This window comes from Streptomyces sp. NPDC001231 (assembly GCF_042896885.1).
GTDB lineage: Bacteria > Actinomycetota > Actinomycetes > Streptomycetales > Streptomycetaceae > Streptomyces.
This window is the reverse complement of the sequence record NZ_JBIAXS010000007.1, coordinates 64444-89904: the sequence shown is the minus strand read 5'-3', so window position 1 is coordinate 89904 and position 25461 is coordinate 64444. Positions and strand designations below refer to the sequence as shown.

Sequence of the window (25461 nt, the reverse complement as noted above, 5' to 3'; positions counted from 1 at the left end):
GCAGCCCCTGGGCCTGGACACGGCCCTCGTGACGCGCGCCCCGAACGCCAGTTCCAGCGGCCGGCGGACCTGGCGCAGACACCGCTCCCCCACGCCTTGGCCCGCCGGGCCGACCCGCCCCCGCCCAACCGGGCCCCGCGCCGCAGACCTCGTGGAGAGCCCGGCCACTCCCTTCGGCCCAGGGGCCGCATCAGCCCGCCGCCCGCCTCGCCCCGAGGCGCACCCTCCCCCGGCGGCGGTTCGCGCCCGACCAGACCACTCCGCCGCTCTGAGCCGGCCGACTCTCCTCGGCACGGACCGCAGAGCCAACCGCACCGGACGCCTACGGCACGTACAGTGATCGCCCCTACGGGCCGCCCCTCTGCCAACCGGCCCCGGGCCCGCTCCCCCAGCACAAGGCCCGACCGCACGTTCCTGCCCGAAGGGCACCCCACGCTCCCGCCCGAAGACCTGCCGCGCACCCCGCCCGGAAGGGCCGCCGTCCCGTCCACATGCCCAACCGCGCGCGCCCGTCCGAAGGGCCGGCCCCCGCGCGCCACCCGGAGGGCCCGATCCGGGCGGGAAGTCGGTTATCGGTGCGCAGGGAATTCCTTGGCGGCGGCCGGGGCCCGAAGCGTGGGTCGTACAGTGCGGGCATGACCCATCCGAATGCGGCGTCCCGCCCCACTCAAGCCGTGGTCCTGGCCGGAGGCCAGGGCTCCCGGCTGCGGCCCTACACCGACGACCGGCCCAAGCCGATGGTCGAGATCCCCGGCACGGGCACCCCGATCATCGGCCACCAGCTCTCCTGGCTGGCCGAGGAGGGTGTGACGGACGTGGTGGTGTCCTGCGGCCACCTCGCCGAGGTGCTCCAGGACTGGCTGAAGTCGGCGGACCTGCCGGTCCGTGTCTGCACCGTCGTGGAGCCGGAGCCGCTCGGCCGCGGCGGCGGCCTGAAGTTCGCCGCCGCCCAGCTGCCCCACCCGGACCAGCCCTGGTACGCCACCAACGGCGACATCTGGACCCGGTTCTCGCTGCGCGACATGGCCGACTTCCACACCGAGCGCGACGCGGTCGCCACCCTCGCGCTGGCCCGCCCGCGGATCCCGTGGGGCGCCGTGCGGACGGACGGCTTCGGCCACATCACGGACTTCATCGAGGCCCCGCCCTCGACCTTCGAGATCAACGCGGGCGTCTACGTGTTCTCGCCCGAGTTCGCCGGCCTCCTCCCGGAGCGCGGCGACCACGAGCGCACCACCTTCCCGCACCTGGCCCGCGAGCGCAGGCTCGCCGGCTTCCCCATCCCCCAGGGCGCCTACTGGCGGGCCATCGACACCGCGAAGGACCTCACGGAGGCCGCGAAGGAGCTGGCGGCGCTGGGGAGGTGAGCCCACAGCGCCGCACCCGTACGGCGAACCGGGGGCGGGCTACCCCAGCAGTCCGCCCACCAGCCCCGGCTGACCCGAGGACGAGCTGCCGCCGTTGGAGCCGCCGCCACTGGAGCTGGGCCCCCCGGAGCCACCGCCCGATCCGGTGCTGCCACCGGTCTCGGTACCGCCGGAGGTCGGCCCCGAGCTGGTGCTGGGTGCCTGCTGAACCGGGGCGGAGTGACGCGGCGGGGTCTGGCCGGTGCCCTGGGTCTCGCTGGGCACGCCGCCGGTCGCGGTACCGCTCTCGCGGGTAGCGCCCGGCGTGCTCGCGGGGCCGCGGGACGGGCCGGCCGAGGAACCGTGCCGGGTGGTCGGCGAGGTCGACGCCGACGGCGGCTTCTGCTGCCGCTCGCCCGTCTCCGTCGGGAGCGGCGAGCCGGGCAGCTCGTTGCGCGGGGCCTCGCCGGGTCCGGGCAGGACCACCCGGTCGGCGTCTCGGACGGCACCCCCGAGCAGCGAGCCGACGAGCAGCGTCAGACCGGTGACGAGCACCGTGACCAGGACGCCGCGACGCAGCACGAACAGGCGCAGCTCCCAGATGTCGGAGCGCGGTCCGAGCCGTCGCCAGGCGGAGGCGGCGAGGCGGCCGTCCACGGAGTACACGGGCGCGCCGGCGATGACCAGCGGGGACCAGGCGGCGAGGTAGATGATGTCCGGCGCGTCGTAGACGGGCACCGTCTTCCAGCTCACCGTCACGATCAGCGCGGCCGACAGCAGCGCGCCGATCCCCGCGGCGACCCGCTGCCAGCAGCCCAGGACGGTGAGGATCCCCACGATGACCTGGAGGAAGGCGATGACGAGCCCGGAGCCGACGGGGTGCTGGAGCGCGAACTGGCGCAGCGGCTCGGCGACTTCCCAGGGGTGCAGGGTGTTGAGCCACTTGACCATGGAGCCGCGCTTGCCGCCGTCGAAGTACAGCGGGTCGCACAGCTTGCCCATGCCGGCGTAGAGGGAGATGAACCCGAGGAAGATACGCAGCGGGAGCAGCACGACGCCGAGGTTCATGCGCCGGCCAGGGTAGTACGCGTGCCGGGACGGGTCGTCGGCGTGGCGCCTGCTCTGCCGGTGTCCGCCCTGCTCGCCGTACGCACCGGGCTCGTCGTGCTCGTCGTCCGCGAAGTCGGCGTCGTCGTAAGGCGGTTGGCCGTATGCCGGGGTGCCGTAGCCGTTCCCGCCGTACCCGGCACCGCCGTGGGCGGACTCCCCGTAGGCGCTGCCCGCGGTCCGCATGTGCGGCAGCAGCCGGGTCTCGCCGGGCCCGGGCGTGCGCTGGGCGCCGACGACGGGGGTCTCGACCGTCTGCTCGAGGTCGTAGGGGCCGTGGCCCGGCACGCCGCCGACGCGCGGCATGACCTGCGTGGCCCGGGCGTCCGCGGACGGCTCATCGGAGTACCACACGCTTCCGCTCCGCACGGCCTGGAGCAGCCGGTGGGCGCCGGTGTCGTCCGGGGCGGACCGGCCGCTCCAGACGACCGGGCGGCGGTGGGTCGCGGCCCCGGCCCGGCCCGCGGCGAAGGGCACGCGGCCGGTGTTCTCGGTGCCGCCGGGGTACCGGGCGATCCGCAGGGACTGGTCGCGCCGCGAGGTGGCGCCCAACTGCACGCGGAAACTCGCGTGGTTGACGATGACCTGCGCCGGATCGCTCGGCACCTTCACCATGCTCAGCGCGGGAGCGTCGTCGTATCCCGACGAGCGGTCCCCCGTGGGTGTGCGGGGTGTTCTGGTGTCCACACTCATCTAACCGAGTGACGAGGAGTTAGGACACTGCCGTGACACGTCGGATCTGTCCGGACCGCGTCAAGGTTGTACGGATCGCCCGGTTCCACTCGGGCGGGTGGTCGCACGGACGACCGTTCGACCACCCGCGCCCGGCTCCGGACGACCGGTCAGGCGCGCCTGCGCGCCGCCTCGTAGAGCACGATCCCGGCCGCGACACCGGCGTTCAGCGACTCCGCGCCGCCCGGCATCGGGATCCGGACCCGCAGATCGCAGGTCTCGCCGACCAGCCGGGACAGGCCCTTGCCCTCGCTGCCGACGACGATGACGACGGGCCCCTCCAGGGCGTCCAGGTCGCCGAGTTCCGCCTCGCCGTCCGCCGCGAGGCCGACCACCGTGATGCCCGCCTTCTGGTACGACTCCAGGGCGCGGGTCAGGTTGGTGGCGCGGGCCACCGGCGTACGGGCGGCCGTGCCGGCGGAGGTCTTCCAGGCACCCGCGGTCATACCGGCCGCGCGCCGCTCGGGGACGACCACACCGTGCCCGCCGAAGGCGGAGACGGAGCGGACGACCGCGCCGAGGTTGCGCGGGTCGGTCACCCCGTCGAGGGCGACGATCAGCGGGTCCTCGCCCTCGTCGTAGGCGGCGTCGGCGAGGTCCTCGGGGTGCGCGTACTCGTACGGCGGCACCTGAAGGACCAGGCCCTGGTGGTTGAGCCCGTTCGTCATCCGGTCGAGCTCGGGGCGCGGGGCCTCCATGAGGTTGATCCCGCCGCGCTCGGCCGCGAGCTGGAGCGCCTCACGGACCCGCTCGTCGTTGTCGATGAACTGCTGGACGTAGAGCGTGGTGGCGGGCACGCCCTCGCGCAGCGCCTCGACGACCGGGTTGCGGCCGACGACGAGCTCGGAGGACGACCTGCCCGAGCCGCGCCGCTGCTGCGGGCGGCCCTGGACGCGGCGAGTCTTCGCCTGGGCGGCGCGCTGCTTGGCGTGACCCTTGCGCATCTCGGCGGGGGGCGTGGGCCCCTTGCCCTCGAGCCCCCGGCGCCGCTGGCCGCCGCTGCCGACCTGCGCGCCCTTCTTGCCGGACATGCGGCGGTTGTTCCCGGCCATGACCTACCTGTCTGTTGAAGCGTCGTACGTACGTCTATGCAGTGTGCCGCCCGGGAGGCCGGGCGGCACAATCGATCTTCCGTGCTCGCGGGCGGGCTCAGCGCGCGCCCAGGCTCCAGCGCGGTCCCTGCGGACTGTCCTCGATCACCAGGCCGGACTGGTTCAGCTGGTCGCGGATGGCGTCGGCGGTCGTCCAGTCCTTGCGGGCGCGGGCCGCCTCGCGCTGGTCGAGGACCATGCGGACCAGGGTGTCGACCACGCCGTGCAGGTCCTCGCCGCGCTGCTCGCCCCCTCCGGCCCAGTGCGGGTCCAGCGGGTCGAGGCCGAGGACGCCGAGCATGGCACGCACCTCGGCGAGCCGGGCCACGGCGGCCTCCTTGTCGTCGGCGGCGAGCGCGCTGTTGCCCTGGCGGACGGTGGTGTGCACCACCGCGAGCGCCTGCGGCACGCCCAGGTCGTCGTCCATCGCCTCGGCGAACGCGGGCGGCACCTGCTCGGCCGGCTCGACCGGACCTGCCTTCTCCACCACGCGCTGGACGAAGCCCTCAATCCGGGCGAACGCGGACTCGGCCTCGCGCAGAGCCTCCTCGCTGTACTCGATCATCGAGCGGTAGTGCGGGGTGCCCAGGTAGTACCGCAGCACGATGGGCCGCCACTGCTTGACCATCTCGGAGACCAGCACGCTGTTGCCCAGCGACTTGGACATCTTGTCGCCGGCCATGGTCACCCAGGCGTTGTGCACCCAGTACCGCGCGAATTCGTCGCCGTAGGCCTTGGCCTGGGCGATCTCGTTCTCGTGGTGCGGGAAGATCAGGTCCAGGCCGCCGCCGTGGATGTCGAAGGCGCTGCCGAGGTACTTGTGAGCCATCGCCGAGCACTCCAGGTGCCAGCCCGGGCGGCCCGGCCCCCACGGGGTGGACCAGGTCGGCTCGCCCGGCTTGGCCGCCTTCCACATGGCGAAGTCGCGCGGGTCGCGCTTGCCGGTCTCGCCCTCGCCGGAGGGCTGGAGCAGGTTGTCGAGCTCCTGCCGCGACAGCTCCAGGTAACCGGGGAAGGAGCGCACGTCGAAGTAGACGTTGCCGTCGGCGGCGTAGGCGTGACCGCGCTCGATGAGGCCCCGCATCATCTCGATCATCTCCGGCACATGGCCGGTGGCACGGGGCTCGTAGGTGGGAGGCAGGCAGCCGAGCGCGGTGTAGCCGTCGTCGAACGCGCGCTCGTTGTCGTAGCCGATCGCCCACCACGGGCGGTGCTGCTCGTGCGCCTTGGCGATGATCTTGTCGTCGATGTCGGTGACGTTGCGGATGAACGTCACCTCGTAGCCGCGGTAGGCGAACCAGCGGCGCATGATGTCGAAGTTCAGCCCGGAGCGGATGTGCCCGATGTGCGGGGCCGCCTGCACGGTGGCGCCGCACAGGTAGATCGAGACACAACCCGGCTCGAGCGGGGTGAAGTCACGGATCTGCCGGGCGCTGGTGTCGTACAGGCGAATAGTCACCACACCAGGGTAGTGGGCCCCGGGCAGTACCTCGCTTGCCTCCCCGCCGCGTGCGCGCTGCTTTTCCGCACATGTTCCGCACATCCCCCGCGCGAGAGGGCGGCGATCACAGGATCCCGACGACCTTCTGCGGCCTGATCCGCACGATCACGCGCTCGGCGTCCTGCGCCGAGGAGGGGTTGAACTCGGCGTACTTCTTGCCGGTGTACTTCATGGACAGCTCGTCGATGAGCTGCCGGCCGCCCGCGGTGGTCATCTCGGCGGTGCCGCGGATCTCGGCGTACTCGTAGGGCGAATCGGGGTCCTGGACGACGACGCTCGCGCGGGCGTCGCGGTCCAGGTTCTTCTTCTTGCGACGGTCGACGGTGGTCGAGACGAGGACGTCGTCGCCGTCCCGCTTCGCCCATACCGGGGACAGCTGCGGGCTGCCGTCGGGCTGGATCGTACCGAGGACGACGAAGACGGGACCGTCGAGCAGTGACTTGAGCCGGTCGGGCAGGGCGGCGGACATGGGGACCTCCGTGAGCCTGGTCGGGCGTCGGGTGCCCGCGTCGGGGGCGAGGGGTACGCGGGTACCCTCGCACGCCGTCAGCCCGCGCGCACCACGAGCGCCGTGGCCACGGCCATCAGGCCCTCGCCGCGGCCGGGGAAGCCGAGCCCGTCGGTGGTCGCGCCGGAGACCGTGACCGGCGCTCCGGCCGCCTCGGACAGGACCTTCTGGGCCTCGTCCCGGCGCTTGCCGATCTTCGGCCGGGGGCCGACGACCTGCACCGCCACGTTCCCGATCCGGAAGCCCGCCGCGCGTACGATCCGCGCGGCCTCCGCCAGCAGGGTGACCCCGGACGCGCCGGACCACTCGGGGCGCCCGGTGCCGAAGTGCTGTCCGAGGTCGCCGAGGCCGGCAGCCGAGAACAGCGCGTTGCACGCGGCGTGCGCGACGACGTCGGCGTCGGAGTGCCCGGCCAGTCCCGGGCCCTCGCCCTCCCACTTCAGGCCCGCGCACCACAGCTCGCGGCCCGCCTCGAAGGCGTGGATGTCGGTGCCGATGCCGACCTGGGGAAGCAGGGGCGCGTCAGAAGCCATCGTTCAGCCTCCGCCGGGCCAGGACCGCCTCCGCGAGGAGCAGGTCCAGCGGACGGGTGACCTTGAAGGCCTCCTCGTGGCCGGGCACGGCCACGACCCGCTCGCCGAGCTGCTCGACCATGCTCGCGTCGTCGGTGACGTCGTCGGTGACCGTCTCGTGGGCGCGGACCAGCGTCGCCCGGTCGAAGCCCTGCGGGGTCTGCACGGCCCGCAGCCGCGACCGGTCGGGCGTGGACACCACCGGCTCGGGCCCACCGGGCACCGCCGCGGGCTCGACCTGCTTGACGGTGTCGGCGAGCGGCAGCGCCGGTACGACGGCGGGCGCCCCGGCCCGTACGGCCTCGATGACCGCGTCCACGGTGTCCACGGGAACCAGCGGGCGGGCCGCGTCGTGCACGAGGACGATGTCGTGGCCCGGCGGCAGCGCGTCCAGGCCGAGCCTGACCGACTCCTGGCGGGTCTCGCCGCCCGGCACCACGAGGAAGTCCGTGCGCTCGGGCAGCGCGTGCGCGTCGAGGAGCGACTTGACCTCGGCTGCGCCGTCGGGCGGGGCGACGACGACGACGAGGGATACCGCCCGGGAGGCGGCCATGGCCCGCACGGCGTGGATGAGCATGGGCGTGCCGTTCAGCGCGCGCAGTGCCTTGGGGGCGCCCGGACCGAGGCGTACGCCCCGGCCGGCGGCCGGAATCACGGCGGCGACGGAGGCTTCCGGCCGGCCGCTCGTGGGTGAGGGGCGCGAATCGTCAGACATGGTTCCTGTCAGGTTTGTGTGGCGGCCCGGCGTGGTATGGCCTGGGGGAGCACCCCCCTGCTCGCAGAGTCCGGGGGGAGTGCCGGGCATGCGGCCTCGACCGGACCCTTCCGTGACCCTGGTCGAGTCGACCGCCCGGGCCCGGCACACAGTATCGGGGGGATCCTCCCCGGCCGTACGGCATGGAGGACGCCCGCGCGGACCCGCGCGGGTACGAACATGCCGCAGCGCCCGGCGACGTGAAACGCGCCATCGGGCACCGCGGCATTTTCTGTGCTGAACTGAGGCGGGTGTGGCAGTCGCCTCGCGTCAGGACGCGAGAACCTCGTCGAGCAGGGCCTCGGCCTTGTCCTCGTTGGTGTTCTCCGCGAGGGCGAGCTCGCTCACCAGGATCTGGCGGGCCTTGGCGAGCATGCGCTTCTCTCCGGCGGAGAGTCCGCGCTCGCGCTCGCGACGCCACAGGTCACGCACGACTTCCGCGACCTTGATGACATCGCCGGAGGCGAGCTTCTCCAGATTTGCCTTGTAGCGACGCGACCAGTTCGTGGGCTCCTCGGCGTACGGAGCACGCAGGACCTCGAAGACCCGGTCCAGCCCGTCCTGACCGACCACATCACGCACGCCGACGAACTCCGCATTGTCCGCTGGCACACGCACCGTCAGGTCACCCTGGGCGACCTTCAGCACCAAGTAGGTCTTGTCCACGCCTTTGATCTGGCGAGTTTCGATAGCCTCGATCAGCGCGGCCCCGTGATGGGGATAGACCACGGTGTCGCCAACCTTGAACGTCATGTGACAGGTACCCCTTCCGTGGCTATCCAGGGTAACACGGATACGGCGTCTTCTGAATGACGTTTTCGCAGGTCAGGGCATATCTCGGGGCTTGACAACAGCAACAGGGACGTGCTTCGGAAGGGTCACGGGGGTCAAGGGGAAGCAGGTATTCGCAGGTCGGAGGGGCTCTCCACGCGGGGTGAAACGCGTACGTTACACACATCCGGCGCTCCATCCAAACGGCCGAACATCCCGTTTTGTCTGGTTCCAAGCGCTCGACTTCCGCTACTCCGTTCGGTGCTCCGGAGCCGTCTCCAAGACGAATCCGGAATTGATCACGCCGTTCGCCCCATCCACCGGACGGGCCGCCGGTGATCAATTCCCGCCCCCGGCGCGCATTCCTTCACCGGAAATCCCCAGCAGGCCGATGACGGGCTATGAGCGGGCTATGCGGGGGGCGCTTATCGGAAAGGCGGACGGCCGCGCGGCCAATGCGCGGGGGCCCGCACGGACCCGGCCGCACGACCGGATTCCGGGCACCGGGACGGCTGTGCCGCGGGGGCGCGAGGTGTGGCGGGAGGCACAGGGGGCGGGTCGGGTGCGGGCCCGTGGGAACGGCTCGGTAACCTATGGCCGCTGACAGACGCTTAGGGCGGCTTTATAAGAGAGCCGCCCTGTTCCGCCCACGTTCAAGGAGTTGCCGCCGCCGTGAGCAGCAGCCTTCGACGCGGCGCCCTCGCCGCCGCCGCCATCGCGTTCTCGATCGCCTCGCTCGCCGCGTGCGGTGCCGGCCACGATGCCCAGACGCTCCAGATCCGCCCCGACCACGCGGCCACGACGGTCGGCACGATCAAGGTCCAGAACGCGGTGGTCGTCACCCAGCCCGGCGTCCAGACCAAGGGCCCGGCCGTGATCATCGCGACGCTCTTCAACAACGGCACGACCGACCAGACGCTGGACGGGATCCGTGTCGACGGCGACGGCTCCGCCCAGATCACCCCGGCGCAGGGCGGCGGCAAGGTGACCGTCCCCGCGCACGGCTCCGTGGTCCTCGGCGGCAAGGGCAACGCCTCCGCCGCGCTGACCAACCCCGGCCCGGTGCTCAAGGACGGCAACGCGCAGAAGATCACCTTCACCTTCAGCAAGACCGGTGACGTGAGCCTGCGCGCCTTCGTGGTCCCGGCCCAGGGCTACTTCGACAAGTGGGGCCCGAGCAACATCCCGGCGGCACCCGGCGAGCCGGCCGCGTCCCACTCCGCCGCGGGCGACCAGTCGAAGTCGCCGTCGGCCCAGCAGTCCGGGGCGGCCTCCGCGTCGGGCGGCGGCGACGCCACCGCGACCCCCAGCGACTCGGCCTCGCAGTCGACGACCGGCAACTGAGACCCGGTCCGCGACCAGCACGCCAAGCACGCCAAGGGCGGCACCCCCTTCAGGAGAGTGCCGCCCTTGGCGTGCGAGGGACGGACGGTGCGCGCTGCGCGGCCCGCACCGGCCTACGGCTCGAACTTGTAACCGAGCCCCCGGACCGTCACCAGATAGCGCGGGGCACCCGGATCCGGCTCGATCTTCGCGCGCAGACGCTTGACGTGGACGTCCAGCGTCTTGGTGTCGCCGACGTAGTCGGCACCCCAGACACGGTCGATGAGCTGCATCCGGGTCAGGACCCGGCCGGCGTTGCGCAGCAGCATCTCCAGCAGGTCGAACTCCTTGAGGGGGAGGTCGACCTTGGAGCCGGAGACCGTGACCACGTGCCGGTCGACGTCCATGCGGACCGGCCCGGCCTCCAGGGCCGCCGGAGTGACCTCCTCCGGCTCACCGCGCCGGCGCAGCACCGCGCGGATACGGGCGACCAGCTCGCGGGAGGAGAACGGCTTGGTGACGTAGTCGTCCGCGCCTATCTCCAGGCCGACGACCTTGTCGATCTCGCTGTCCTTGGCGGTCACCATGATCACGGGAACGTTGGAGCGGCCGCGCAGCTGGCGGCACACCTCCGTGCCGGGCAGCCCCGGCAACATCAGGTCGAGGAGGACGAGATCGGCGCCGTTGCGCTCGAACTCGTCGAGTCCGTCGGGCCCCGTGGCCGCGACGGCGACCTCGAAGCCCTCCTTGCGGAGCATGTACGACAGGGCGTCGGAGAAGGACTCCTCGTCCTCGACGACGAGCACTCGGGTCACGGAAGGACCTCCGGGGCGGGAAGCGGTTCGTAAGGGGTGGGTTGGGTGAGTGGCTGCCCGGCCTCCTCGTCGAGGGCGGGGTGCTGCTGCGCACGGTCGCGGGCCTCTCGGGCCGCGGCCGCCTCCGGCAGTCGCAGGGTGAAGGTGGAGCCCTGTCCCTCGGCGCTCCACAGGGTGATCTCCCCGCCGTGCGAGGCGACCACGTGCTTCACGATCGCCAGACCCAGACCGGTGCCCCCCGTGGCACGCGACCGGGCCGGGTCGACGCGGTAGAAGCGCTCGAAGATGCGCTCCTTGTCCTTGTCCGAGATGCCGATGCCCTGGTCGGTGACGGCGATCTCGATGAGGTCCCCGCCGGGGACGTTGACCCTGCGGGCGGCGATGCCGACGCGGGTGCGGGACGGGGAGTAGTTGACGGCGTTCTCCACGAGGTTGCCGAGGGCGGCGGCGAGCTGGCCGCGGTTGCCCCACACGCGCAGGTCGGCGGTGCCGCCCGCCCATCGCCCGCCACCACCCTGAGCGAGCCCTTCGGGCTCCACCATGTTCGAGGCCATCGTGATCTGCTTGGTTCCCGCCTGGTGGCGGCAGCGGTCGATGGCCTCGGCCACCAGCTCGTCCACGCGAACGGGCTCGGCGTCCTCCAGCGGGTCGTCGTTCTGCACCCGGGACAGGTCGATGAGCTCCTGCACCAGGTTGGTGAGCCGGGTCGCCTCGATCTGCATGCGGCCGGCGAACCGCTCCACGGCCTCCGGGTCGTCGGAGGCGTCCATGACGGCCTCGGACAGCAGGGAGAGCGCGCCGACGGGCGTCTTCAGCTCGTGGCTCACATTGGCGACGAAGTCGCGTCGTACCGCCTCGATACGGCGGGCCTCGGTCAGGTCCTCGACCAGGAGCAGGACCAGCCGGGAGCCCAGCGGCGCGACACGCGCGGAGACGGCGAGGGCCTCGCCGCGTCCGGTGCCGCGTCGTGGCAGGTCCAGCTCGACCTGCCGTATCTCTCCGTCCCTCCTCGTGTCCCGGGCCATCTGGAGCATGGGCTCCACGGCCAGCTTGCCGCCGCGGACCAGCCCGAGGGCGTACGCTGCGGAGCTGGCCTTGACCACGGCGTCGGCCTCGTCGAGGACGACTGCGGAGGAGCGCAGCACGGAGAGGACGGTGTCCACACCCGGCGGCAGGACCGGGTCGGTGTGCAGGGAAGTACGGGTCGGGCGCCGCTGCTCGCGCTCGCTCCAGCGGAACGCCAGCATGGCGATGACGCCGGTGAGTACTCCGGCGATCGCTGCCGCTGCGGCGACCGCCGCGTTCACGTCCATGCGTCCAGGTTAGGCACGGGACAGGACCCGACCACAGCCGTCGAGGTGCGACCTCGGACACTCGTCGCCCAGAGTTCACCTTGGAGCCAGTAATGGTTCATTTGGGGTGACGGAAACGGACGTGTACGCCCCGGACCGTGGGAGCGTGGGGTTCGTACCCCAGGCTCCGCCGTGGCCTCCGGCCCCGGAAAACCCCTACCGAACCCCCGAACGACGACGCACGAGAGGGAACCCTGATGCGGGACGCGTACCACGAGGAACTTGACTCGATCGGCGACGGTCTGGTGGAGATGGCCCGGCTGGTCGGGTCGGCGATCGGGCGCGCCACGACCGCCATCCTGGACGCCGACCTGAAGCTGGCCGAGAGCGTGATCGAGGCCGACCAGAGGGTCGACGAGCTCCAGCACGACCTGGAGGCCCGGGCGATAGCCCTGCTGGCCAGGCAGCAACCGGTGGCGACGGACCTCAGGATCGTCGTCACGTCCCTGCGGATGTCCGCCGACCTGGAGCGTTCGGGCGACCTGGCCCAGCACGTGGCCAAGCTCGCCCGGCTGCGCTTCCCGCAGCGCGGGATCCCGCAGGACCTGCACGCCACCATCCTGGAGATGGGGCAGCTGGCCCAGCGCCTGATGGCGAAGGCGGCCGAGGTGATCGTGACCAAGGACGTCGACCTGGCCCTCCAGCTGGAGCAGGACGACGACGAGATGGACCTGCTGCACCGCACCCTCTTCACGCACCTGATCGACGACCGCTGGAAGCACGGAATCGAGACGGCCGTGGACGTCACCCTGCTCGGCCGCTACTACGAGCGGTACGCCGACCACGCGGTGGCGGTCGCCAAGCGGGTGGTGTACCTGGTGACCGGCGAGCACGCGGACGAGCTCCAGCAGGACATCCAGCCGGTGACGGGGGTGGAGGGCGCCTGACGGCCGGAGGCCGGCCGGGGGCCGGCCGGGGGCGGGAAGCGGGGGCGCCAGGGTGTGCTCGAGCCACCGTGCGCCGTTGATGCGCCCAGTGCGGCGGGCATGAAATGGGCAAAGGCACCAGTCTCTAGGAGGGACCCATGGCCGAATCCCCCAGCACCACGCCCGACCCCACGCAGGAACGCGAGACCGAGCAGCCCGCCGAGATCAGGAGCCTCCCGCTCTTCGGCGCCTGCGGCTGCGGCTCGGGCTGCGGCTGCGGGTGCCAGTCGGGCGGCCCCTGCCAGTGCGGCTGACGGGACGCCGCCGCCCACCACGTTCACCCGAATCGGTTCACCTATATCCGCACCGCGGCACGTCGCCGCTGGTGATCGCAGGGCCCCGGTATTCCACCGGGGCCCTGCGCCGTATGCACCGGCACCTGCACCTGCTGTTACCCACGAAAGAGTGACGGCCGCGCCGCGTCCGGGGTGGCGCGCCATGGCGAACGCGCGCTGCCGCTCAGTGCCCGCAAGGACCTTCCCGCCGACGGCCCGTCAACTGTCCGCGTTCGACGGCTGAATGATCCCTACAGGCAACCGTCACAGAAATACGGGCGCTCCGTAACACCGGTCGGGAATTACCGCCATGTACCGGAATCGGCGGACAAGGTGTGAGGGCGCGGTCAGCCGGCCGCCACAGCACAGCACACACCCTCCCGCGCGGCTCGTCCCCGCGGGCGGAGTGTGCTCGCACCAAGCAGGGAGAGCCCGTGTCCGTTTCCGTTTCTGTGACCGCCCGCCGTCTGGCCGCCGCCGTTGCCGCCGCCGGAGCACTGGTCGGTACGGTGGCGCTGCCGGCGTCCGCAGCCGACCACGCCCCGCGCCCGCAGCGACAGAACGTGGTGATCAGCAACGTGCACCTCGGCTCCGAGGGCCGCGGCCACCGCTCCAACAGCGCCCTGAACCAGGAGTGGGTGGCGATCACGAACAACAGCCGCGAGAACGTCAACCTGCGCGGCTGGACGCTGTCCGACAAGCAGGGCCACACCTACACCTTCCGCCACTTCCGTCTCAACGGCCACGCCACGGTCCGGGTCCACACCGGCGTGGGCCGCGACACCCGCAACGACTTGTTCCAGGACCGCCGCAACCAGATCTGGGACCGCCGCGACACCGCCACCCTGCGCAACGAGCGCGGCCGCGTGGTGGACACGTCCGCCTGGAACAACGACCGTCATGACCCCCGTGACACCCGCGACTCGCACAACGACCGCAACGACCGCAACGACCGCAACGACCACGGCGGCCGCAACGACCGCAACGACCGCAACAACCACGGCGGCCGCCACTGACCCCCAGGCACCCCCTGCTGACGGCCGGGCCGGCCCCGGCCGCTGAAAGGCCCCCGGCCGGCGGAGATTCCGCCGGCCGGGGGCCTCTTCATGCGGGCTGCTTCCTCTGTCACCAGGGCTATTGGTGGTCAATTCCTCAGCACCACTGCGAACCCGCGCGGTCCGCGGTGATCTCCACATGAAGCAGACCGTCGTCCGGACCCTCTATGCCCAGGTAGGCGGTCGTCCCGCCCATCGACTTGGTGAAACAACCGGACACCGTCTCGCCCTTGCCCGTGGTCATCGGCCGCCAGCCGTCCGCCCCGGCGGCCCTCCCATAGTGAGCCAAGGCGTTCTCCGCGGATCCGCCGTACCGGTATTGCGTTCCGACGACCACGAAGCGATCGTCGTCGTCGCACCCCTGGTACCGGTCCTTCGCATCAGCCCCCTCCGGGGCCGTATCCAGCACCGCCGCGCCCGCCATCACTCCGGCGAGCCGGTCCTCGTCCTCGCCGCAGCCATAGGTGGTCAGGAAGTACAACACGGGTAACCCCACCACCAACAAGCCCGAAACGGCCACGACTGCGGCCAGGCGATACCCCCACGGTCTTATCTCCATACCGCCAGACGCTAACGCACCCACAAGTGAGTGGCCGTCAGTACGGATGGTGGTTCGGCTTGTCCTGCCACGCCTGGTAGGCCTGGGCGCCCAACTCGGGGTACATCTGCTTGATGCTGATGCTCCGCTGGTCCGGAGGCCGCTGGAAGTCCTCGTACTGGAAGTCGTCGCTGAACCCGATCTCCCTGGTGGCTTTCCAGTCACAGCTGTAGTAGACGGCGCCGATTCGCGCCCAGTAGATGGCGCTCATGCACATGGGGCAGGGCGCGCCGCTGGTGTAGATCGAGCATCCCTGGAGCATGCGGGCACGCTCCGGCAGGATGTCCGGGGACCCGTCGGGGCGGGGCACCAACTCCAGTGTGTACTCGTTCTGGTGGTCTTCCGAGACCGTGGGAGCATCCGGGTTGAGGTACTGGATGGCCTTGCGTATGGCCTCCACCTCGCCATGCGCGGTGGGGTCCGCCGTGAGCAGTACACGGTTCTGGCCGCGAGCGATCACCTCGCCATCATGGGTGATCACCGCACCGAAAGGGCCTCCCCAGCCGTTCTCGACGGATTCGGTGGCCAACTGCGCCGCTTCGGCCAGGTACTCCCTGTGTCCCATCTCGGCGCCTCCGATCCCACGTTACTTTTGCGGCATATGGGGCTTCTCTCTACCCTAGGAGGCGTGAGTCCTCGTGCAACTCCTGGCTCCCACGGCGACAGCGCGACCGTCGTGGTCTCACAGAAGGTCCGTCCGGGATGTGAAGACGACTACCTGCGCTGGCAGGATCGCACCAACGAGGTCGTAGGCGAATTCGACGGGTTCGAGGGAACGGAGCAGTACCCTCCGCCCTCCGCCGAAGGAAACGAGTGGGTCGTTGTCTTCCGCTTCTCCCATCTGGATCAGCTGACCGCGTGGATGAGCTCCGATACACGCCGTGAACTCCTCGAACAGGGAAGCGACCTGTTCGAGGAAGCCCCCACGCAGGAAGTTCTCGCGGGTGGCACGCCGGTCCACGACGCCGTCACCGCGGTGATCTCGCACGACGTACGGCCTGACCAGGAACGGGCGTTTGTGAGCTGGCAGGAGAAGATCCTGTCGGCTCAGAGGAGGTTCCCGGGCTTCATGGGCTCGGAGTTGTTCCGGCCCGTGAAGGGAATCCAGGACAAGTGGGTCACAGCCTTCCGCTTCGACACCCGTCAGCATCTGGACAAGTGGCTCGAATCCACCACCCGTCGAAAGCTTCTCGACGAAGGGCGCGGCACCTTCGTCTCCTACGACGTACGCAAGGTCGGGTCCGCGTTCGGCAGTTGGTTCCGCTTCGAGCAGGGTGCGGAAGAGGGCGGTCCGCCCAACTGGAAGCAGGCCATGTCCGTGGTGCTGGCCCTCTATCCCACCGTCGAGGTCCTCAACCTCGTGGTGGGTCCCCGACTTGCCGCTCTCGGTCTGCCCGGACATCTCGCCTTGTTCATCTCGAACGTCTTGAGCGTGTCCATCCTGACTTGGCTGCTGATGCCGTTGGTGAGCAGGGCCCTCGCCTTCTGGCTGATGCCCAGTCGGGCTCGGTCCCTCCGCATTGACGTGGCAGGTGCGGCGGTGGTGGCGATCTGCTGGCTGGCGTTCGTCGTGATCTTCGGCCTGACCACCGGCTGACAGCCGGCCCCGGCGGCCGCTCACGACGAGGAGGTCGTCATGAGCGAACAGAACCGGCGCTCACGGATCGAGGGCGCAGTCCTCCGCAGGGGCGACGCGGACTACGAGACCGCCCGTGCGCGCGCTCTGTGGAACGAACTCAAGCCGGACCGGTACCCCGACCTGATCGTCCGAGCCGCCTGCGAGCGGGACGTTCAGGAAGTCCTGAAGCTGGCCGTCTCCAGGGGACTGCGACTCGCCGTACGCGCGGGCGGACACAGCTGGTGCGGTTCACCACTGCGGGACGGAGGCATACTCCTCGACCTCTCAGGACTCAATCAGTGGGAGATCGACGCCGACTCGGCGACGGCGACCGTGCAGCCGGGTGTCATCGGCAGCAGATTCGCGAGGGAGCTCGCCCGGCGGGATCTCGCCTTCCCCGCAGGGCACTGCCCCTCCGTCGCTCTGGGCGGTTACCTCCTCAGCGGCGGCCTCGGCTGGAACTCCGGTCTGTGGGGGGTGGGCTGCGCGAGCGTACTGGAGATCACCGCTGTGACAGCCGACGGTGAAGTGCTCAGGTGCACCGAAGAAGAGCATCCCGGTCTGTTCTGGGCGGCACGGGGAGCCGGACCCGGCTTCTTCGCCGCCGTCACCGGCTTCCGTCTCCGTCTGCAGCCGCGTCCGGCCGCACTCGCCACGACCTCCTATGTCTTTCCCCTTACGGCAGTCGGCCCCGTGGCCGACTGGGCCACCGGGACGGCGCGTGATCTGCCCGCGAACGTGGAGCTGTCCTTCCTGCTGGCCGCCGAGAACGCATCAGGCGTGCCGGATGGGCCGTGGCCCGAGGTGGTCGTCGTCACCGCCACCGCGTTCGCGAACTCGCACGCTGAAGCCGTGGACGCCCTGCGTCCGCTGCGGAGTTGCCCTCTCTCCGAACCGGCGCTGTCCCGACGGCTCGATGAGCCGACGTCTCTTGCCGTTCTCTACGACGCCTCCATGGACCTGTGGCCCGAGAAGCACCGCTACGCGGCCGACACGCTGTGGTCGCACGAGGGCTACGCTTCGCTCCTGGCGAAGCTGGGTGACGCGGTCGCCCGAGCCCCCTCCGGGAAGTCCTTCGTGCTGGCACCCGTCTCACCGGTCTCGCGGGAGGACGAGTTGCTGCGGAACATGGCGTTCTCCGTGCTCGGAGAGAGCTACGTCGTGCCGTACGCCGTCTGGACCGATCCCGCGCATGACGACGTCAACGTGCACTGGCTGCGGGACGCCATGCACGCGGTGGAGCCGTTCGGGGCCGGTCACTACATCGCCGAAGCCGACCTGACCGCCGACCCGTCCCGGGCCCGGCGGTCGTTCACGCCTGCCGATTGGCAACGCCTGCGATCTTTGCGGGCGGAGTACGACCCGCAGGGTCTCTTCTTCTCCTACCTGTCCGCCTGAGGGGCCTGGCGCCCGGAGCAAGCCTCGACGGCCGCCCCGTGACGACGGTGTCTGAGCCTTCAGCTTGGGAAGCGACGGCGCTTGTGTGCCCACATGGCTATTGACCTGCGCAGATCCCCTGTGCTTCCCTCCCGTGAGGGCCTGGGGGGAACGCTGTTGACTGCGGCTGTCCGCTCTGAAGGGCACACCAAGGGCACGGGTGGCGTGCAGGGGCGGGCTGAGGGGGGATGAGGTGTCTCGGGGCTTTGGGAGACGCATCGGGACTGCGGGCGAAGTGACCACTCCGCCCATGCGCACACCTCGACCGGACCTGCCCCGACGACGGGCGGGACTCTGGGCCGTGGCGGGTGCCGTGGCCCTCGGATTCCTCATCGTGCTGGAGTTCGCCGCGCGTCGCTACGGCCTGCCAGGGCCGATCACCAACCAGGTGCGGGAGGTGGTGGCCGCCCCCAAGTCGGGCGGCCTGTTGTACGCCGCCATGGCGTTGACGATGGTGGTCCTCACCTGGCGGCAACGGTTCATCGCGGTGGGTGCGGCGATCGGTATCGATATCGCCTTCTTGCTGGTCCGGTGGGCGGTGGACGCCGAGACGACCGGCGGCCACCCCTTCGGCAACGGCGCGTTGTGGGTGATTCTGGGCTGCGCGGTCATCGCTGTCACTCGCCGCACCGGCCAGGAACGTGTCCTGCTGCTGAAGGGCGTCGGACTGGGCCTGCTGCTGATGGCCGGCCGCAAGACAGGCGACACATGGCTGCTCATCACCTCGAAGACCCGCCCAGCGGTGCTCGACCAGTACGTGGCAACAGCCGATCACGCGCTGGGCGATCCGTCGTGGCTGGTGGGCCGGGTTGTCACGGCCACCGGCCCCATCGGCTTCAATTTCCTCGACACCGTCTACGGTCAGCTCGCGGTGGCCGCGGTCGTCGTCGCGCTGTACCAACTGCGGGGCGTGGCGGTCGAGCGCCGCTTCCCGGGCCATCACCTGGTGCGCACCTTCCTGGTGGTCGGCCTTCTCGGGCCGGCCTTCTACATGATCTTCCCGGTGGTCGGACCGATCTTCGCCTACGGCACCGGCACCGAGTACTGGGCGCCGATCAGCCTGTGGTCGCCGGACATTCCGTCCAGCGGGCACTGGGCGGTGGCCGACCTGTGGCCGCAGACGCCGCCACCGGTCGATGCCCCGCACCCCATGCCGTTCGACGGGATCACCCCGCGGAACTGCATGCCCAGCCTGCACACGGCGTGGGCTGTCGTGATCTTCATCCATTCCCGGAAGGGCCCGCGCGTTCTGCGGTACGCGGGCACGTTCTGGCTGATCGCCACGCTCACCGCAACGCTGGGGTTCGGCTACCACTACGGCGTGGATCTCATCTCCGGCGTGGTGTTCGCGCTCACGATCGAGGCAGCTCTGCGGTCGCTCGACCGCGGCTGGGACCGATCAGGGATCCGGCTGGTCGCTTACGGAGCAACGGTCTTCACCGCGCTGTTGGTGTCCTACCGCTTCCTGCCGTTGGAGATGGCCGAGCATCCGTGGGTGTCCGGACCACTGCTCATGCTGGCGATGACCTCCGTGGTCTACGGCTACGTACGGACCACAGCGGCGTGGCAACCGACGACCGCACCGGCGCGACAACCGGTCCCTCAGCCGGAACCGATCTGAATCGTGTTGCACGCCACCATCAGGCCCGGTCCCGGGTCCGGCCGCTGCCCGCGCCAAGCCGTTCAAGCACGGATCACGAGCTGCGGGTCCGTTCAGCTGAAGGGAACGGCGTCCGCCGGGGCGGTGTGCCAGTTGGTGACGATCGGGTCTTCGACAGTGATGGTGCCGACCGGCAGGGAAACCGGGTTGGGGTCGTCGTCACCGACACCGACGATGATGAAGTCCAGTTCCTTGCCACCGTTTCCGTTGGTGGTCTTCGGGTTCACCCCGGCGTAGGCGGTGGTGCTCCCGCTCAGCTTGATCTGCTTGCCGGCGGTCTGCTCCGCGGGACCCGCCTGGGTGCCGTCGGATCCGAACGCCACGGTCGGAAGCGCGGCGGGCAGGTAGCAGGTGATCCCCGGCTTCGCCTTGGCGATGATCAGGATGTATCCGCCGGCCTGGGTCTCGGACCTGGTGCTCCAGGAGATGTCGTTGGCGCCGCAGCTCTGCCCGACCGGCTCCCGCTTGCCGTTGCCGGTGTCGGCGCCGGAGCCGGCCGCGTCCTCGGTTCCCCTGCCCGTCGCGTTGGAGCCCTTGTCGCTGCTCCGGCCGCTGCCCGCGGCCGACGAGCCGGACGGGGTGGCCGCATCACCGACGGGGGTGGCGGACGAAGAACCCTGCGCGGCGCCGGTGTCCGTGGCCGCGTCCCCGTCCTGGCATGCGGTCATCAGCATGGCGCCGCCCACGATGGCTGCGGAGACGAGGAAGGCCCTGCGACGGTTTGCGGACATGAAATCCCCCTGGGTACTCAGTAGTTGAGGTCGAAGCCGTGTCGGCTCCCGGTGGTCACCTGATCACTATGAGGGGGCAGCGAGCCGAAGGGATCCCGGCGCCGTCGTTCCAGGACAACGCTGTCACAGACCGGTGACATGATCACGAGGAGCATGGTGATGCTCCGTCACTTTGATTCGCGTCACGACGACCGAGAGGAGATCGGAGACTACGACGAGTATGGGAGCCGGTAGACGGGGATCACGTCGAAAAGCCCCTCGGGGTTCTCCCACGGGTGATGTTCCATCAGGTACTTCCCCAGTTCCGGGTACTGCTCCTCGGTCGTGGTCAGCAGCAGCCTCCACTCCTCGCGCTCCCCGAACTCGCCAAGGTGCCAGAACATCGACACCACGGGGCCGATGATCTGGGAACCGGCGGCCAGACGCCCCTGGACTGCACCCCTGGCGAGGGCGACGGCTTGTTCACGTTCCGGCATGGCGATCGACAACTGCAGGTACTCAGTCTCGTCCTCAGGCTCAGTCATACGGGGAGCCTAGCGATCAGGCGGCCGTCTGTGACCAGGGAACTCAGTCGGCTAGGACACGCCGCTGCCCTGCCGATTACCACCCGTGTACTGGCCCACCGCCATCACGATGAAGCCGATCAGCATAAGCGCGATGCCGGCCTCCCACTCCTGGACGCCCGGCCAGCTGATCACCAGCCCGAAGACCACTTGCCAGCACAGGCCGAAGGCAACCACCAACTGCCCCCAGCCGTAGAGGCGAACGCGGCCAACCGAACGCCGGTTCCAGGGGAGCACCCAGCCACGGGTAACCGCCGCTACGCCCGAGGCAGCGATGAGCAACGCCACCAGAACAGAAGGTACGGCGAGATAGAGCTTCATGGTCCCTCCCTGCGCGCCGGCCCCACACCGACGCCGCCGTGATCATGACACCCGCCGCACGCCGCGTCCACGCGCTTCCGTAGCCCACGACCCTCCTGATCGGCCGGACGGTCCTGGCAACGCCAAGGGCGGCCCCCACCTCACGCCAATGAAAGGGGTGTACGCGCACCTCATGCCCAGTAGCCGGGACCGCGCCCGGAAGGCTCTCGGGCAGGCGCTCCGGCCGCAAGGCTCGGGGGACTGAGGGCCCACAGTGGGCCCGGGCCGTGAAAATGCCCCCGATCCGCACCATAAGCGCGGGACGGGGGCATGATCACGCCACTTACTTCTTCTTGCCCTGGTTCTTGACCGCCTCGATGGCGGCTGCCGCGGCGTCCGGGTCGAGGTACTTGCCGCCCGCGGTGACGGGGCGGAAGTCGGCGTCGAGTTCGTAGTAGAGGGGGATGCCGGTGGGGATGTTGAGGCCCGCGATGTCGGCGTCCGAGATCTGGTCGAGGTGCTTGACCAGGGCGCGGAGGCTGTTGCCGTGGGCGGCGACCAGGACCGTGCGGCCGGACAGGAGGTCGGGGACGACCGAGTCGAACCAGTACGGGAGCATGCGGACGACGACGTCCTTCAGGCACTCCGTCTGCGGGCGCAGCTCCGGCGGGAGGGCCGCGTAGCGCGGGTCGGAGAACTGGGAGTACTCGGCGTCGCGGTCCAGCGGCGGCGGCGGGGTGTCGTAGGAGCGGCGCCACAGCATGAACTGCTCCTCGCCGAACTCCTGAAGGGTCTGGGCCTTGTCCTTGCCCTGGAGAGCACCGTAGTGGCGCTCGTTCAGGCGCCAGGAGCGGTGGACCGGGATCCAGTGGCGGTCGGCGGCCTCCAGCGCGAGCTGGGCCGTGCGGATCGCGCGCTTCTGGACGGAGGTGTGGACCACGTCGGGCAGCAGGCCGGCGTCCTTCAGCAGCTCACCGCCGCGGACTGCCTCCTTCTCGCCCTTCTCGTTGAGGTTGACGTCCACCCAGCCGGTGAACAGGTTCTTCGCGTTCCACTCGCTCTCGCCGTGGCGGAGCAGGATCAGCTTGTACGGTGCGTCGGCCATGCCTCAGAGCGTAATCCACGCATTCGGCCGCCTGCCCCGGCGCCCAGCAGGCGGACGGCGGGCGGACAGCGGGCGGACGGCCACCCCGCAGCGGTGTCCGACAGTTGACGGCTTCTGCTAATTGAGTGGTGCCGCACACCCCCCTCCTCGTAAGTTGTGCTCGCTCCTTCAGCCGCTTACATCCCCGGGGGGTCGTCCATGTCCGTCGCCAGTCTCAGACGTGCCGCCCGCGAGACCGTCTCCGGGCTTCCCCGTGAGTTCTGGTGGCTGTGGACCAGCACCCTCGTCAACCGGCTGGGCGCCTTCGTCGCCACGTTCATGGCGCTGTACCTGACCCTCGGCCGCGGTTACTCCGCCTCGTACGCCGGTCTGGTCGCCGCGCTGCACGGGCTCGGCGGGGTCGTCTCCTCGCTCGCCGGTGGCGTGATGGCCGACCGGCTCGGACGGCGGCCGACCCTGCTCGTCGCCCAGGCCTCCACCGCCGTGTCCGTCGCGGCGCTCGGGTTCGTCCGGGATCCCGTCGCCATCGCCGCCGTCGCCTTCCTCGTCGGCATGGCCAGCAACGCCTCCCGGCCCGCCGTACAGGCGATGATGGCCGACATCGTGCGTCCCGAGGACCGGGTCCGCGCCTTCTCCCTCAACTACTGGGCGATCAACCTCGGCTTCGCCGTCTCCTCCATGGCGGCCGGCTTCATCGCCGAGTACAGCTATCTCGCCGGCTTCCTGATCGAGGCCGCGATGACGCTGGCCTGCGCGATCGTCGTCTTCCTGAAGGTGCCCGAATCCCGGCCGGACCCGGACGCGCACGTGAGCCACGAGGGCGGCGACGCCGTCCGGCTGTGGACCGTCCTGCGGGACGGGCGGTTCATGGGTGTCGTCGGGGCGTCCTTCCTGATCGCCGTCGTCTTCCAGCAGGGGGCGGTCGGGCTGCCGGTCGCCATGGGCCGGGCCGGGTTCACACCCGCCGACTACGGCATGGCCATCGCCGTCAACGGGGTCCTGATCGTCGCCCTGCAGATCCCGGTCACCCGTTTCATCGAGCACCGGGACCCCGGGCGGCTGCTGATCGTCTCCGCCCTGCTCGCGGGGTACGGCTTCGGGCTCACGGCGTTCGCCGGATCGGTCGGCGTGTTCGCGCTCACGGTGTGCGTGTGGACCCTCGGCGAGATGATCAACGCGCCCACCCAGACCGGGCTGGTCGTCCGGCTCTCCCCGGTGCAAGGGCGCGGGCGCTACCAGGGCGTCTACACCCTGTCCTGGTCGGTGGCCGCCCTGGTCGCGCCGCTGATGTCCGGTGCCGTCATCGACCGGCTCGGCGCCGAGTGGCTGTGGGGCATGTGCGCGGCCGTCGGCACGGCCGCCGCCCTCAGCTACTGGGCCCTGATGCGCCGCCTGCCGAAGGCCGAGCCGACCACCGTGGAGTCCCGCACCGAGCCCCGTACCGAGGTCGGCACGGCGTGAGGCCGACAGGCGCGGCCGTCGCCTAAGGGTGCATCCGCGCACCCTTCAGCACCTTGTCCACCGCGTTGCGCGGGCCGTGGACAGCGAGGCCCACGAGGTCCAGCTCGCCGGTCGGCACGGCCCGGACCGCGGCCCGGTTGTCGCGGTCGTTGCCGGTGGTGAACAGGTCGGAGGTGAAGACGGCGCGCGGCAGGGACCGGGACAGGGCCCGCCCGTGCGCCGCGGTCAGCGTCTCCTTGGTGCCCTGGAAGACCAGCACCGGCTGGCGGAACATCGGCAGGTACGGCACCTCGTCGGCGTCCTCGTACGGCTCCCCGATGATCTCCGGGACCGTCGTGCCGAGGCCGCTGACCAGGAACGCGGTGACGTTCAGGCGCTGCCAGGTCTCCAGGTCCTCGCGCAGCAGGACGGCGATCTTGGTGTCGAAGCGGATGGGCTGCTCGTCGTTCATGGGACGAGACTCCCGAACGCCGTACCGCGCCGTCTTGTACGTTCTTCGCATGGCCCCGCAGCGGAACGTCTCCGCCTGGCGCCCGCGTGTCCCGGGCGTCGTGGAGGTGTTCCACGCGCACTTCACCGAGTACGCCTATCCGATGCACGTGCACGAGGCGTGGACGCTGCTGATCGTGGACGACGGCGCCGTTCGGTACGACCTGGACCGCCACGAGCACGGCACCCCGCACGACACCGTGTCCCTGCTGCCGCCGCACGTCCCGCACAACGGCTCGCCCGTCGGCCCGGGCGGCTTCCGCAAGCGGGTGCTGTACCTGGACGCCACCCACCTCGGCGACGAGCTCATCGGGGCGGCCGTGGACGGGCCGGACCTGCGCGATCCGGTGCTGCGCCGGCGGGTCGGGCAGGTGCACACCGCGCTCGCCCTGCCCGGTGACGAGCTGGAGGCGGAGAGCCGGCTGGCGCTCGTCGGCGAGCGGCTGCGCGCCCATCTGCGGCCACGGCTCGCCGTGGGGGCCCCGCGCCGCGACCCCGCCCTCGCCCGCCGGCTGCGCGAACTGCTCGACGAGCGGGTGCCACAGGGCGTCACGCTCGCCGAGGCCTCGGCTCTCGTGCAGGCCCATCCCACCCATCTGGTACGGGCGTTCAGCGGCGCGTACGGCATCGCTCCGCACCAGTACCTGATGTCCCGCCGGGTGGACCGCGCCCGCAGGCTGCTGCTGGCGGGGCAGAAACCGGCCGAGGTGGCCGCCGAGACCGGCTTCTACGACCAGGCCCATCTCACCCGGCACTTCAGGAAACTCGTGGGGGTGACTCCGGGGCGGTACGGCCGCGGGACCTCGCACGGCAAGAACGGGAAGTGACGTGATCCCGCGGCCGCGGCGAGGGCGGGGTCAGTCGGCCGGACGCTGGGTCAGGTGCGCGAACGCCTCGAGGTTGCGGGTCGATTCGCCGCGCGAGACGCGCCAGTCGTACTCGCGGCGGATCGCCGAGGTGAAGCCGAGCTCCAGCAGGGTGTTGAAGCTGCCGTCGGCCGCCTCCAGGACCTGGCCGAGCAGCCGGTCGACCTCGTCGGTGGTCACGGCGGCCAGCGGCAGCCGGCCGGTGAGGTAGACGTCACCGAGCTGGTCGACGGCGTAACTCACCCCGTACAGCTTGAGGTTGCGCTCCAGCAGCCAGCGGTGGACGGCGGGCTCGTTCTCGTCGGGGTGACGGATGACGAAGGCGTTCAGGGACAGCGAGTGCCGGCCGACGATCATCGACAGGGTGGTCGACAGCTTGCGGGTGCCGGGGAGCTTCACGACGTAGTTGCCGGACCGCGGGCTCTCCCACTCCAGTTCGGCGCCCTTGAGGACGTCCTCGACGACCCGCGTCGCGCGCTGCTGCTCCGCCTCACCCATGGCACCC

General features: G+C 70.7%; 27 protein-coding genes. 10 read left to right on the top strand and 17 right to left on the bottom strand.

The genetic code is table 11. The annotated features are described in order from the left end of the window. The first annotated feature begins 635 nt into the window (after positions 1–635). Positions 636–1367, top strand: coding sequence for an NDP-sugar synthase (locus ACFY3J_RS10825; RefSeq protein ID WP_384177566.1), 732 nt, complete (start codon positions 636–638; stop codon positions 1365–1367). A 39-nt stretch (positions 1368–1406) separates the two neighbouring features. Here ACFY3J_RS10825 and ACFY3J_RS10820 read toward each other — a convergent pair whose 3' ends face one another. The 7 genes from ACFY3J_RS10820 to ACFY3J_RS10790 form a co-directional block, all read right to left on the bottom strand. Beyond that, positions 1407–3146, bottom strand: a complete 1740-nt coding sequence (locus ACFY3J_RS10820; protein WP_384177564.1) for a DoxX family membrane protein — start codon at positions 3144–3146, stop codon at positions 1407–1409. Between the two features lie 149 nt (positions 3147–3295). Further along, positions 3296–4237 carry a 23S rRNA (guanosine(2251)-2'-O)-methyltransferase RlmB gene (gene rlmB / locus ACFY3J_RS10815; RefSeq protein ID WP_384177562.1) on the bottom strand — a complete coding sequence of 314 codons (942 nt, stop codon included), beginning with the start codon at positions 4235–4237 and terminating at the stop codon, positions 3296–3298. Positions 4238–4334: 97 nt separating this feature from the next. Further along, positions 4335–5735, bottom strand: a complete 1401-nt coding sequence (cysS, locus tag ACFY3J_RS10810) for a cysteine--tRNA ligase (protein ID WP_390840733.1) — start codon at positions 5733–5735, stop codon at positions 4335–4337. 106 nt (positions 5736–5841) lie between these two features. Beyond that, complete coding sequence (locus ACFY3J_RS10805) at positions 5842–6246, bottom strand: PPOX class F420-dependent oxidoreductase (protein ID WP_384177558.1); 405 nt, start codon at positions 6244–6246, stop codon at positions 5842–5844. A 77-nt stretch (positions 6247–6323) separates the two neighbouring features. After that, positions 6324–6818, bottom strand: coding sequence for a 2-C-methyl-D-erythritol 2,4-cyclodiphosphate synthase (gene ispF, locus ACFY3J_RS10800; RefSeq protein ID WP_384177556.1), 495 nt, complete (start codon positions 6816–6818; stop codon positions 6324–6326). After that, positions 6808–7572, bottom strand: a complete 765-nt coding sequence (ispD, locus tag ACFY3J_RS10795) for a 2-C-methyl-D-erythritol 4-phosphate cytidylyltransferase (protein WP_384177554.1) — start codon at positions 7570–7572, stop codon at positions 6808–6810. Before ispD ends, ispF begins: the two co-directional genes overlap by 11 nt. A gap of 309 nt (positions 7573–7881) precedes the next feature. Then, positions 7882–8364: a CarD family transcriptional regulator gene (locus ACFY3J_RS10790; protein ID WP_003953493.1), complete on the bottom strand. Its 483-nt coding sequence runs from the start codon at positions 8362–8364 to the stop codon at positions 7882–7884. A gap of 690 nt (positions 8365–9054) precedes the next feature. Here ACFY3J_RS10790 and ACFY3J_RS10785 point away from each other — a divergent pair. Beyond that, positions 9055–9726, top strand: a complete 672-nt coding sequence (locus ACFY3J_RS10785) for a copper chaperone PCu(A)C (protein ID WP_390840732.1) — start codon at positions 9055–9057, stop codon at positions 9724–9726. Between the two features lie 113 nt (positions 9727–9839). On the opposite strand, the gene ACFY3J_RS10780 is transcribed toward ACFY3J_RS10785, so the two are convergent. Next, positions 9840–10520, bottom strand: coding sequence for a response regulator transcription factor (locus tag ACFY3J_RS10780; protein WP_010358452.1), 681 nt, complete (start codon positions 10518–10520; stop codon positions 9840–9842). Beyond that, positions 10517–11833, bottom strand: a complete 1317-nt coding sequence (locus ACFY3J_RS10775; protein ID WP_384177549.1) for a sensor histidine kinase — start codon at positions 11831–11833, stop codon at positions 10517–10519. Before ACFY3J_RS10775 ends, ACFY3J_RS10780 begins: the two co-directional genes overlap by 4 nt. 236 nt (positions 11834–12069) lie before the next feature. Between ACFY3J_RS10775 and phoU the strand changes: the two genes are divergently transcribed. From phoU to ACFY3J_RS10760, 3 genes are all read left to right on the top strand, one after another. Then, positions 12070–12759: a phosphate signaling complex protein PhoU gene (gene phoU / locus ACFY3J_RS10770; RefSeq protein ID WP_390840731.1), complete on the top strand. Its 690-nt coding sequence runs from the start codon at positions 12070–12072 to the stop codon at positions 12757–12759. A gap of 137 nt (positions 12760–12896) precedes the next feature. Next, positions 12897–13052, top strand: coding sequence for a hypothetical protein (locus ACFY3J_RS10765; RefSeq protein ID WP_172632924.1), 156 nt, complete (start codon positions 12897–12899; stop codon positions 13050–13052). A gap of 455 nt (positions 13053–13507) precedes the next feature. Further along, a complete protein-coding gene (locus ACFY3J_RS10760; RefSeq protein ID WP_390840730.1) occupies positions 13508–14089 on the top strand; it encodes a lamin tail domain-containing protein in 582 nt (193 codons plus the stop codon). Positions 14090–14225: 136 nt separating this feature from the next. On the opposite strand, the gene ACFY3J_RS10755 is transcribed toward ACFY3J_RS10760, so the two are convergent. Both ACFY3J_RS10755 and ACFY3J_RS10750 read right to left on the bottom strand, forming a co-directional pair. Beyond that, on the bottom strand, positions 14226–14612 hold the full coding sequence (locus ACFY3J_RS10755) for a hypothetical protein (protein ID WP_390840729.1): 387 nt from the start codon (positions 14610–14612) through the stop codon (positions 14226–14228). A gap of 112 nt (positions 14613–14724) precedes the next feature. After that, positions 14725–15291: a nucleoside deaminase gene (locus ACFY3J_RS10750; RefSeq protein WP_225074542.1), complete on the bottom strand. Its 567-nt coding sequence runs from the start codon at positions 15289–15291 to the stop codon at positions 14725–14727. A gap of 111 nt (positions 15292–15402) precedes the next feature. Here ACFY3J_RS10750 and ACFY3J_RS10745 point away from each other — a divergent pair, with 111 nt between their 5' ends. From ACFY3J_RS10745 to ACFY3J_RS10735, 3 genes are all read left to right on the top strand, one after another. Beyond that, positions 15403–16323, top strand: a complete 921-nt coding sequence (locus tag ACFY3J_RS10745) for an antibiotic biosynthesis monooxygenase (protein ID WP_390840728.1) — start codon at positions 15403–15405, stop codon at positions 16321–16323. A gap of 39 nt (positions 16324–16362) precedes the next feature. Then, positions 16363–17742, top strand: a complete 1380-nt coding sequence (locus tag ACFY3J_RS10740) for an FAD-binding oxidoreductase (protein WP_390840727.1) — start codon at positions 16363–16365, stop codon at positions 17740–17742. A gap of 289 nt (positions 17743–18031) precedes the next feature. Further along, positions 18032–19402: a phosphatase PAP2 family protein gene (locus tag ACFY3J_RS10735; protein ID WP_390840726.1), complete on the top strand. Its 1371-nt coding sequence runs from the start codon at positions 18032–18034 to the stop codon at positions 19400–19402. A gap of 92 nt (positions 19403–19494) precedes the next feature. On the opposite strand, the gene ACFY3J_RS10730 is transcribed toward ACFY3J_RS10735, so the two are convergent. The 4 genes from ACFY3J_RS10730 to ACFY3J_RS10715 all read right to left on the bottom strand — a co-directional run bounded on the left by ACFY3J_RS10730 (position 19495) and on the right by ACFY3J_RS10715 (position 22140). Then, positions 19495–20172: a DUF4232 domain-containing protein gene (locus tag ACFY3J_RS10730; RefSeq protein ID WP_384177536.1), complete on the bottom strand. Its 678-nt coding sequence runs from the start codon at positions 20170–20172 to the stop codon at positions 19495–19497. A gap of 209 nt (positions 20173–20381) precedes the next feature. Beyond that, positions 20382–20696: a divalent-cation tolerance protein CutA gene (gene cutA, locus ACFY3J_RS10725; RefSeq protein ID WP_384177534.1), complete on the bottom strand. Its 315-nt coding sequence runs from the start codon at positions 20694–20696 to the stop codon at positions 20382–20384. Between the two features lie 51 nt (positions 20697–20747). Beyond that, positions 20748–21056, bottom strand: coding sequence for a hypothetical protein (locus ACFY3J_RS10720; RefSeq protein ID WP_384177532.1), 309 nt, complete (start codon positions 21054–21056; stop codon positions 20748–20750). A 322-nt stretch (positions 21057–21378) separates the two neighbouring features. Continuing rightward, a complete protein-coding gene (locus tag ACFY3J_RS10715) occupies positions 21379–22140 on the bottom strand; it encodes a phosphoglyceromutase (protein WP_384177530.1) in 762 nt (253 codons plus the stop codon). A gap of 198 nt (positions 22141–22338) precedes the next feature. Between ACFY3J_RS10715 and ACFY3J_RS10710 the strand changes: the two genes are divergently transcribed. Beyond that, positions 22339–23601: an MDR family MFS transporter gene (locus ACFY3J_RS10710; protein WP_390840725.1), complete on the top strand. Its 1263-nt coding sequence runs from the start codon at positions 22339–22341 to the stop codon at positions 23599–23601. A gap of 22 nt (positions 23602–23623) precedes the next feature. Here the strand turns inward: ACFY3J_RS10710 and ACFY3J_RS10705 are convergent, their stop codons facing one another. After that, complete coding sequence (locus tag ACFY3J_RS10705) at positions 23624–24103, bottom strand: DUF2000 family protein (RefSeq protein WP_384177526.1); 480 nt, start codon at positions 24101–24103, stop codon at positions 23624–23626. Here ACFY3J_RS10705 and ACFY3J_RS10700 point away from each other — a divergent pair. Continuing rightward, positions 24102–24917, top strand: a complete 816-nt coding sequence (locus ACFY3J_RS10700) for a helix-turn-helix domain-containing protein (protein WP_384177524.1) — start codon at positions 24102–24104, stop codon at positions 24915–24917. The two genes, ACFY3J_RS10705 and ACFY3J_RS10700, sit on opposite strands and share 2 nt — an antisense overlap. Before the next feature lie 30 nt (positions 24918–24947). Here ACFY3J_RS10700 and ACFY3J_RS10695 read toward each other — a convergent pair whose 3' ends face one another. Further along, positions 24948–25454, bottom strand: a complete 507-nt coding sequence (locus ACFY3J_RS10695) for a YbjN domain-containing protein (protein ID WP_384177902.1) — start codon at positions 25452–25454, stop codon at positions 24948–24950. Between the last annotated feature and the right edge of the window lie 7 nt (positions 25455–25461).

Bases quoted from the DNA above. Each gene is read 5' to 3' on its own strand.
- ACFY3J_RS10825 (WP_384177566.1), top strand. From the start codon at position 636: ATGACCCATCCGAATGCGGCGTCCCGCCCCACTCAAGCCGTGGTCCTG.
- ACFY3J_RS10820 (WP_384177564.1), bottom strand. From the start codon at position 3,146: ATGAGTGTGGACACCAGAACACCCCGCACACCCACGGGGGACCGCTCG.
- rlmB (WP_384177562.1), bottom strand. From the start codon at position 4,237: ATGGCCGGGAACAACCGCCGCATGTCCGGCAAGAAGGGCGCGCAGGTC.
- ACFY3J_RS10805 (WP_384177558.1), bottom strand. From the start codon at position 6,246: ATGTCCGCCGCCCTGCCCGACCGGCTCAAGTCACTGCTCGACGGTCCC.
- ispF (WP_384177556.1), bottom strand. From the start codon at position 6,818: ATGGCTTCTGACGCGCCCCTGCTTCCCCAGGTCGGCATCGGCACCGAC.
- ispD (WP_384177554.1), bottom strand. From the start codon at position 7,572: ATGTCTGACGATTCGCGCCCCTCACCCACGAGCGGCCGGCCGGAAGCC.
- ACFY3J_RS10790 (WP_003953493.1), bottom strand. From the start codon at position 8,364: ATGACGTTCAAGGTTGGCGACACCGTGGTCTATCCCCATCACGGGGCC.
- ACFY3J_RS10775 (WP_384177549.1), bottom strand. From the start codon at position 11,833: ATGGACGTGAACGCGGCGGTCGCCGCAGCGGCAGCGATCGCCGGAGTA.
- phoU (WP_390840731.1), top strand. From the start codon at position 12,070: ATGCGGGACGCGTACCACGAGGAACTTGACTCGATCGGCGACGGTCTG.
- ACFY3J_RS10765 (WP_172632924.1), top strand. From the start codon at position 12,897: ATGGCCGAATCCCCCAGCACCACGCCCGACCCCACGCAGGAACGCGAG.
- ACFY3J_RS10750 (WP_225074542.1), bottom strand. From the start codon at position 15,291: ATGGGACACAGGGAGTACCTGGCCGAAGCGGCGCAGTTGGCCACCGAA.
- ACFY3J_RS10740 (WP_390840727.1), top strand. From the start codon at position 16,363: ATGAGCGAACAGAACCGGCGCTCACGGATCGAGGGCGCAGTCCTCCGC.
- ACFY3J_RS10735 (WP_390840726.1), top strand. From the start codon at position 18,032: ATGCGCACACCTCGACCGGACCTGCCCCGACGACGGGCGGGACTCTGG.
- ACFY3J_RS10730 (WP_384177536.1), bottom strand. From the start codon at position 20,172: ATGTCCGCAAACCGTCGCAGGGCCTTCCTCGTCTCCGCAGCCATCGTG.
- cutA (WP_384177534.1), bottom strand. From the start codon at position 20,696: ATGACTGAGCCTGAGGACGAGACTGAGTACCTGCAGTTGTCGATCGCC.
- ACFY3J_RS10720 (WP_384177532.1), bottom strand. From the start codon at position 21,056: ATGAAGCTCTATCTCGCCGTACCTTCTGTTCTGGTGGCGTTGCTCATC.
- ACFY3J_RS10715 (WP_384177530.1), bottom strand. From the start codon at position 22,140: ATGGCCGACGCACCGTACAAGCTGATCCTGCTCCGCCACGGCGAGAGC.
- ACFY3J_RS10710 (WP_390840725.1), top strand. From the start codon at position 22,339: ATGTCCGTCGCCAGTCTCAGACGTGCCGCCCGCGAGACCGTCTCCGGG.
- ACFY3J_RS10700 (WP_384177524.1), top strand. From the start codon at position 24,102: ATGGCCCCGCAGCGGAACGTCTCCGCCTGGCGCCCGCGTGTCCCGGGC.
- ACFY3J_RS10705 (WP_384177526.1), bottom strand. From the start codon at position 24,103: ATGCGAAGAACGTACAAGACGGCGCGGTACGGCGTTCGGGAGTCTCGT.
- ACFY3J_RS10695 (WP_384177902.1), bottom strand. From the start codon at position 25,454: ATGGGTGAGGCGGAGCAGCAGCGCGCGACGCGGGTCGTCGAGGACGTC.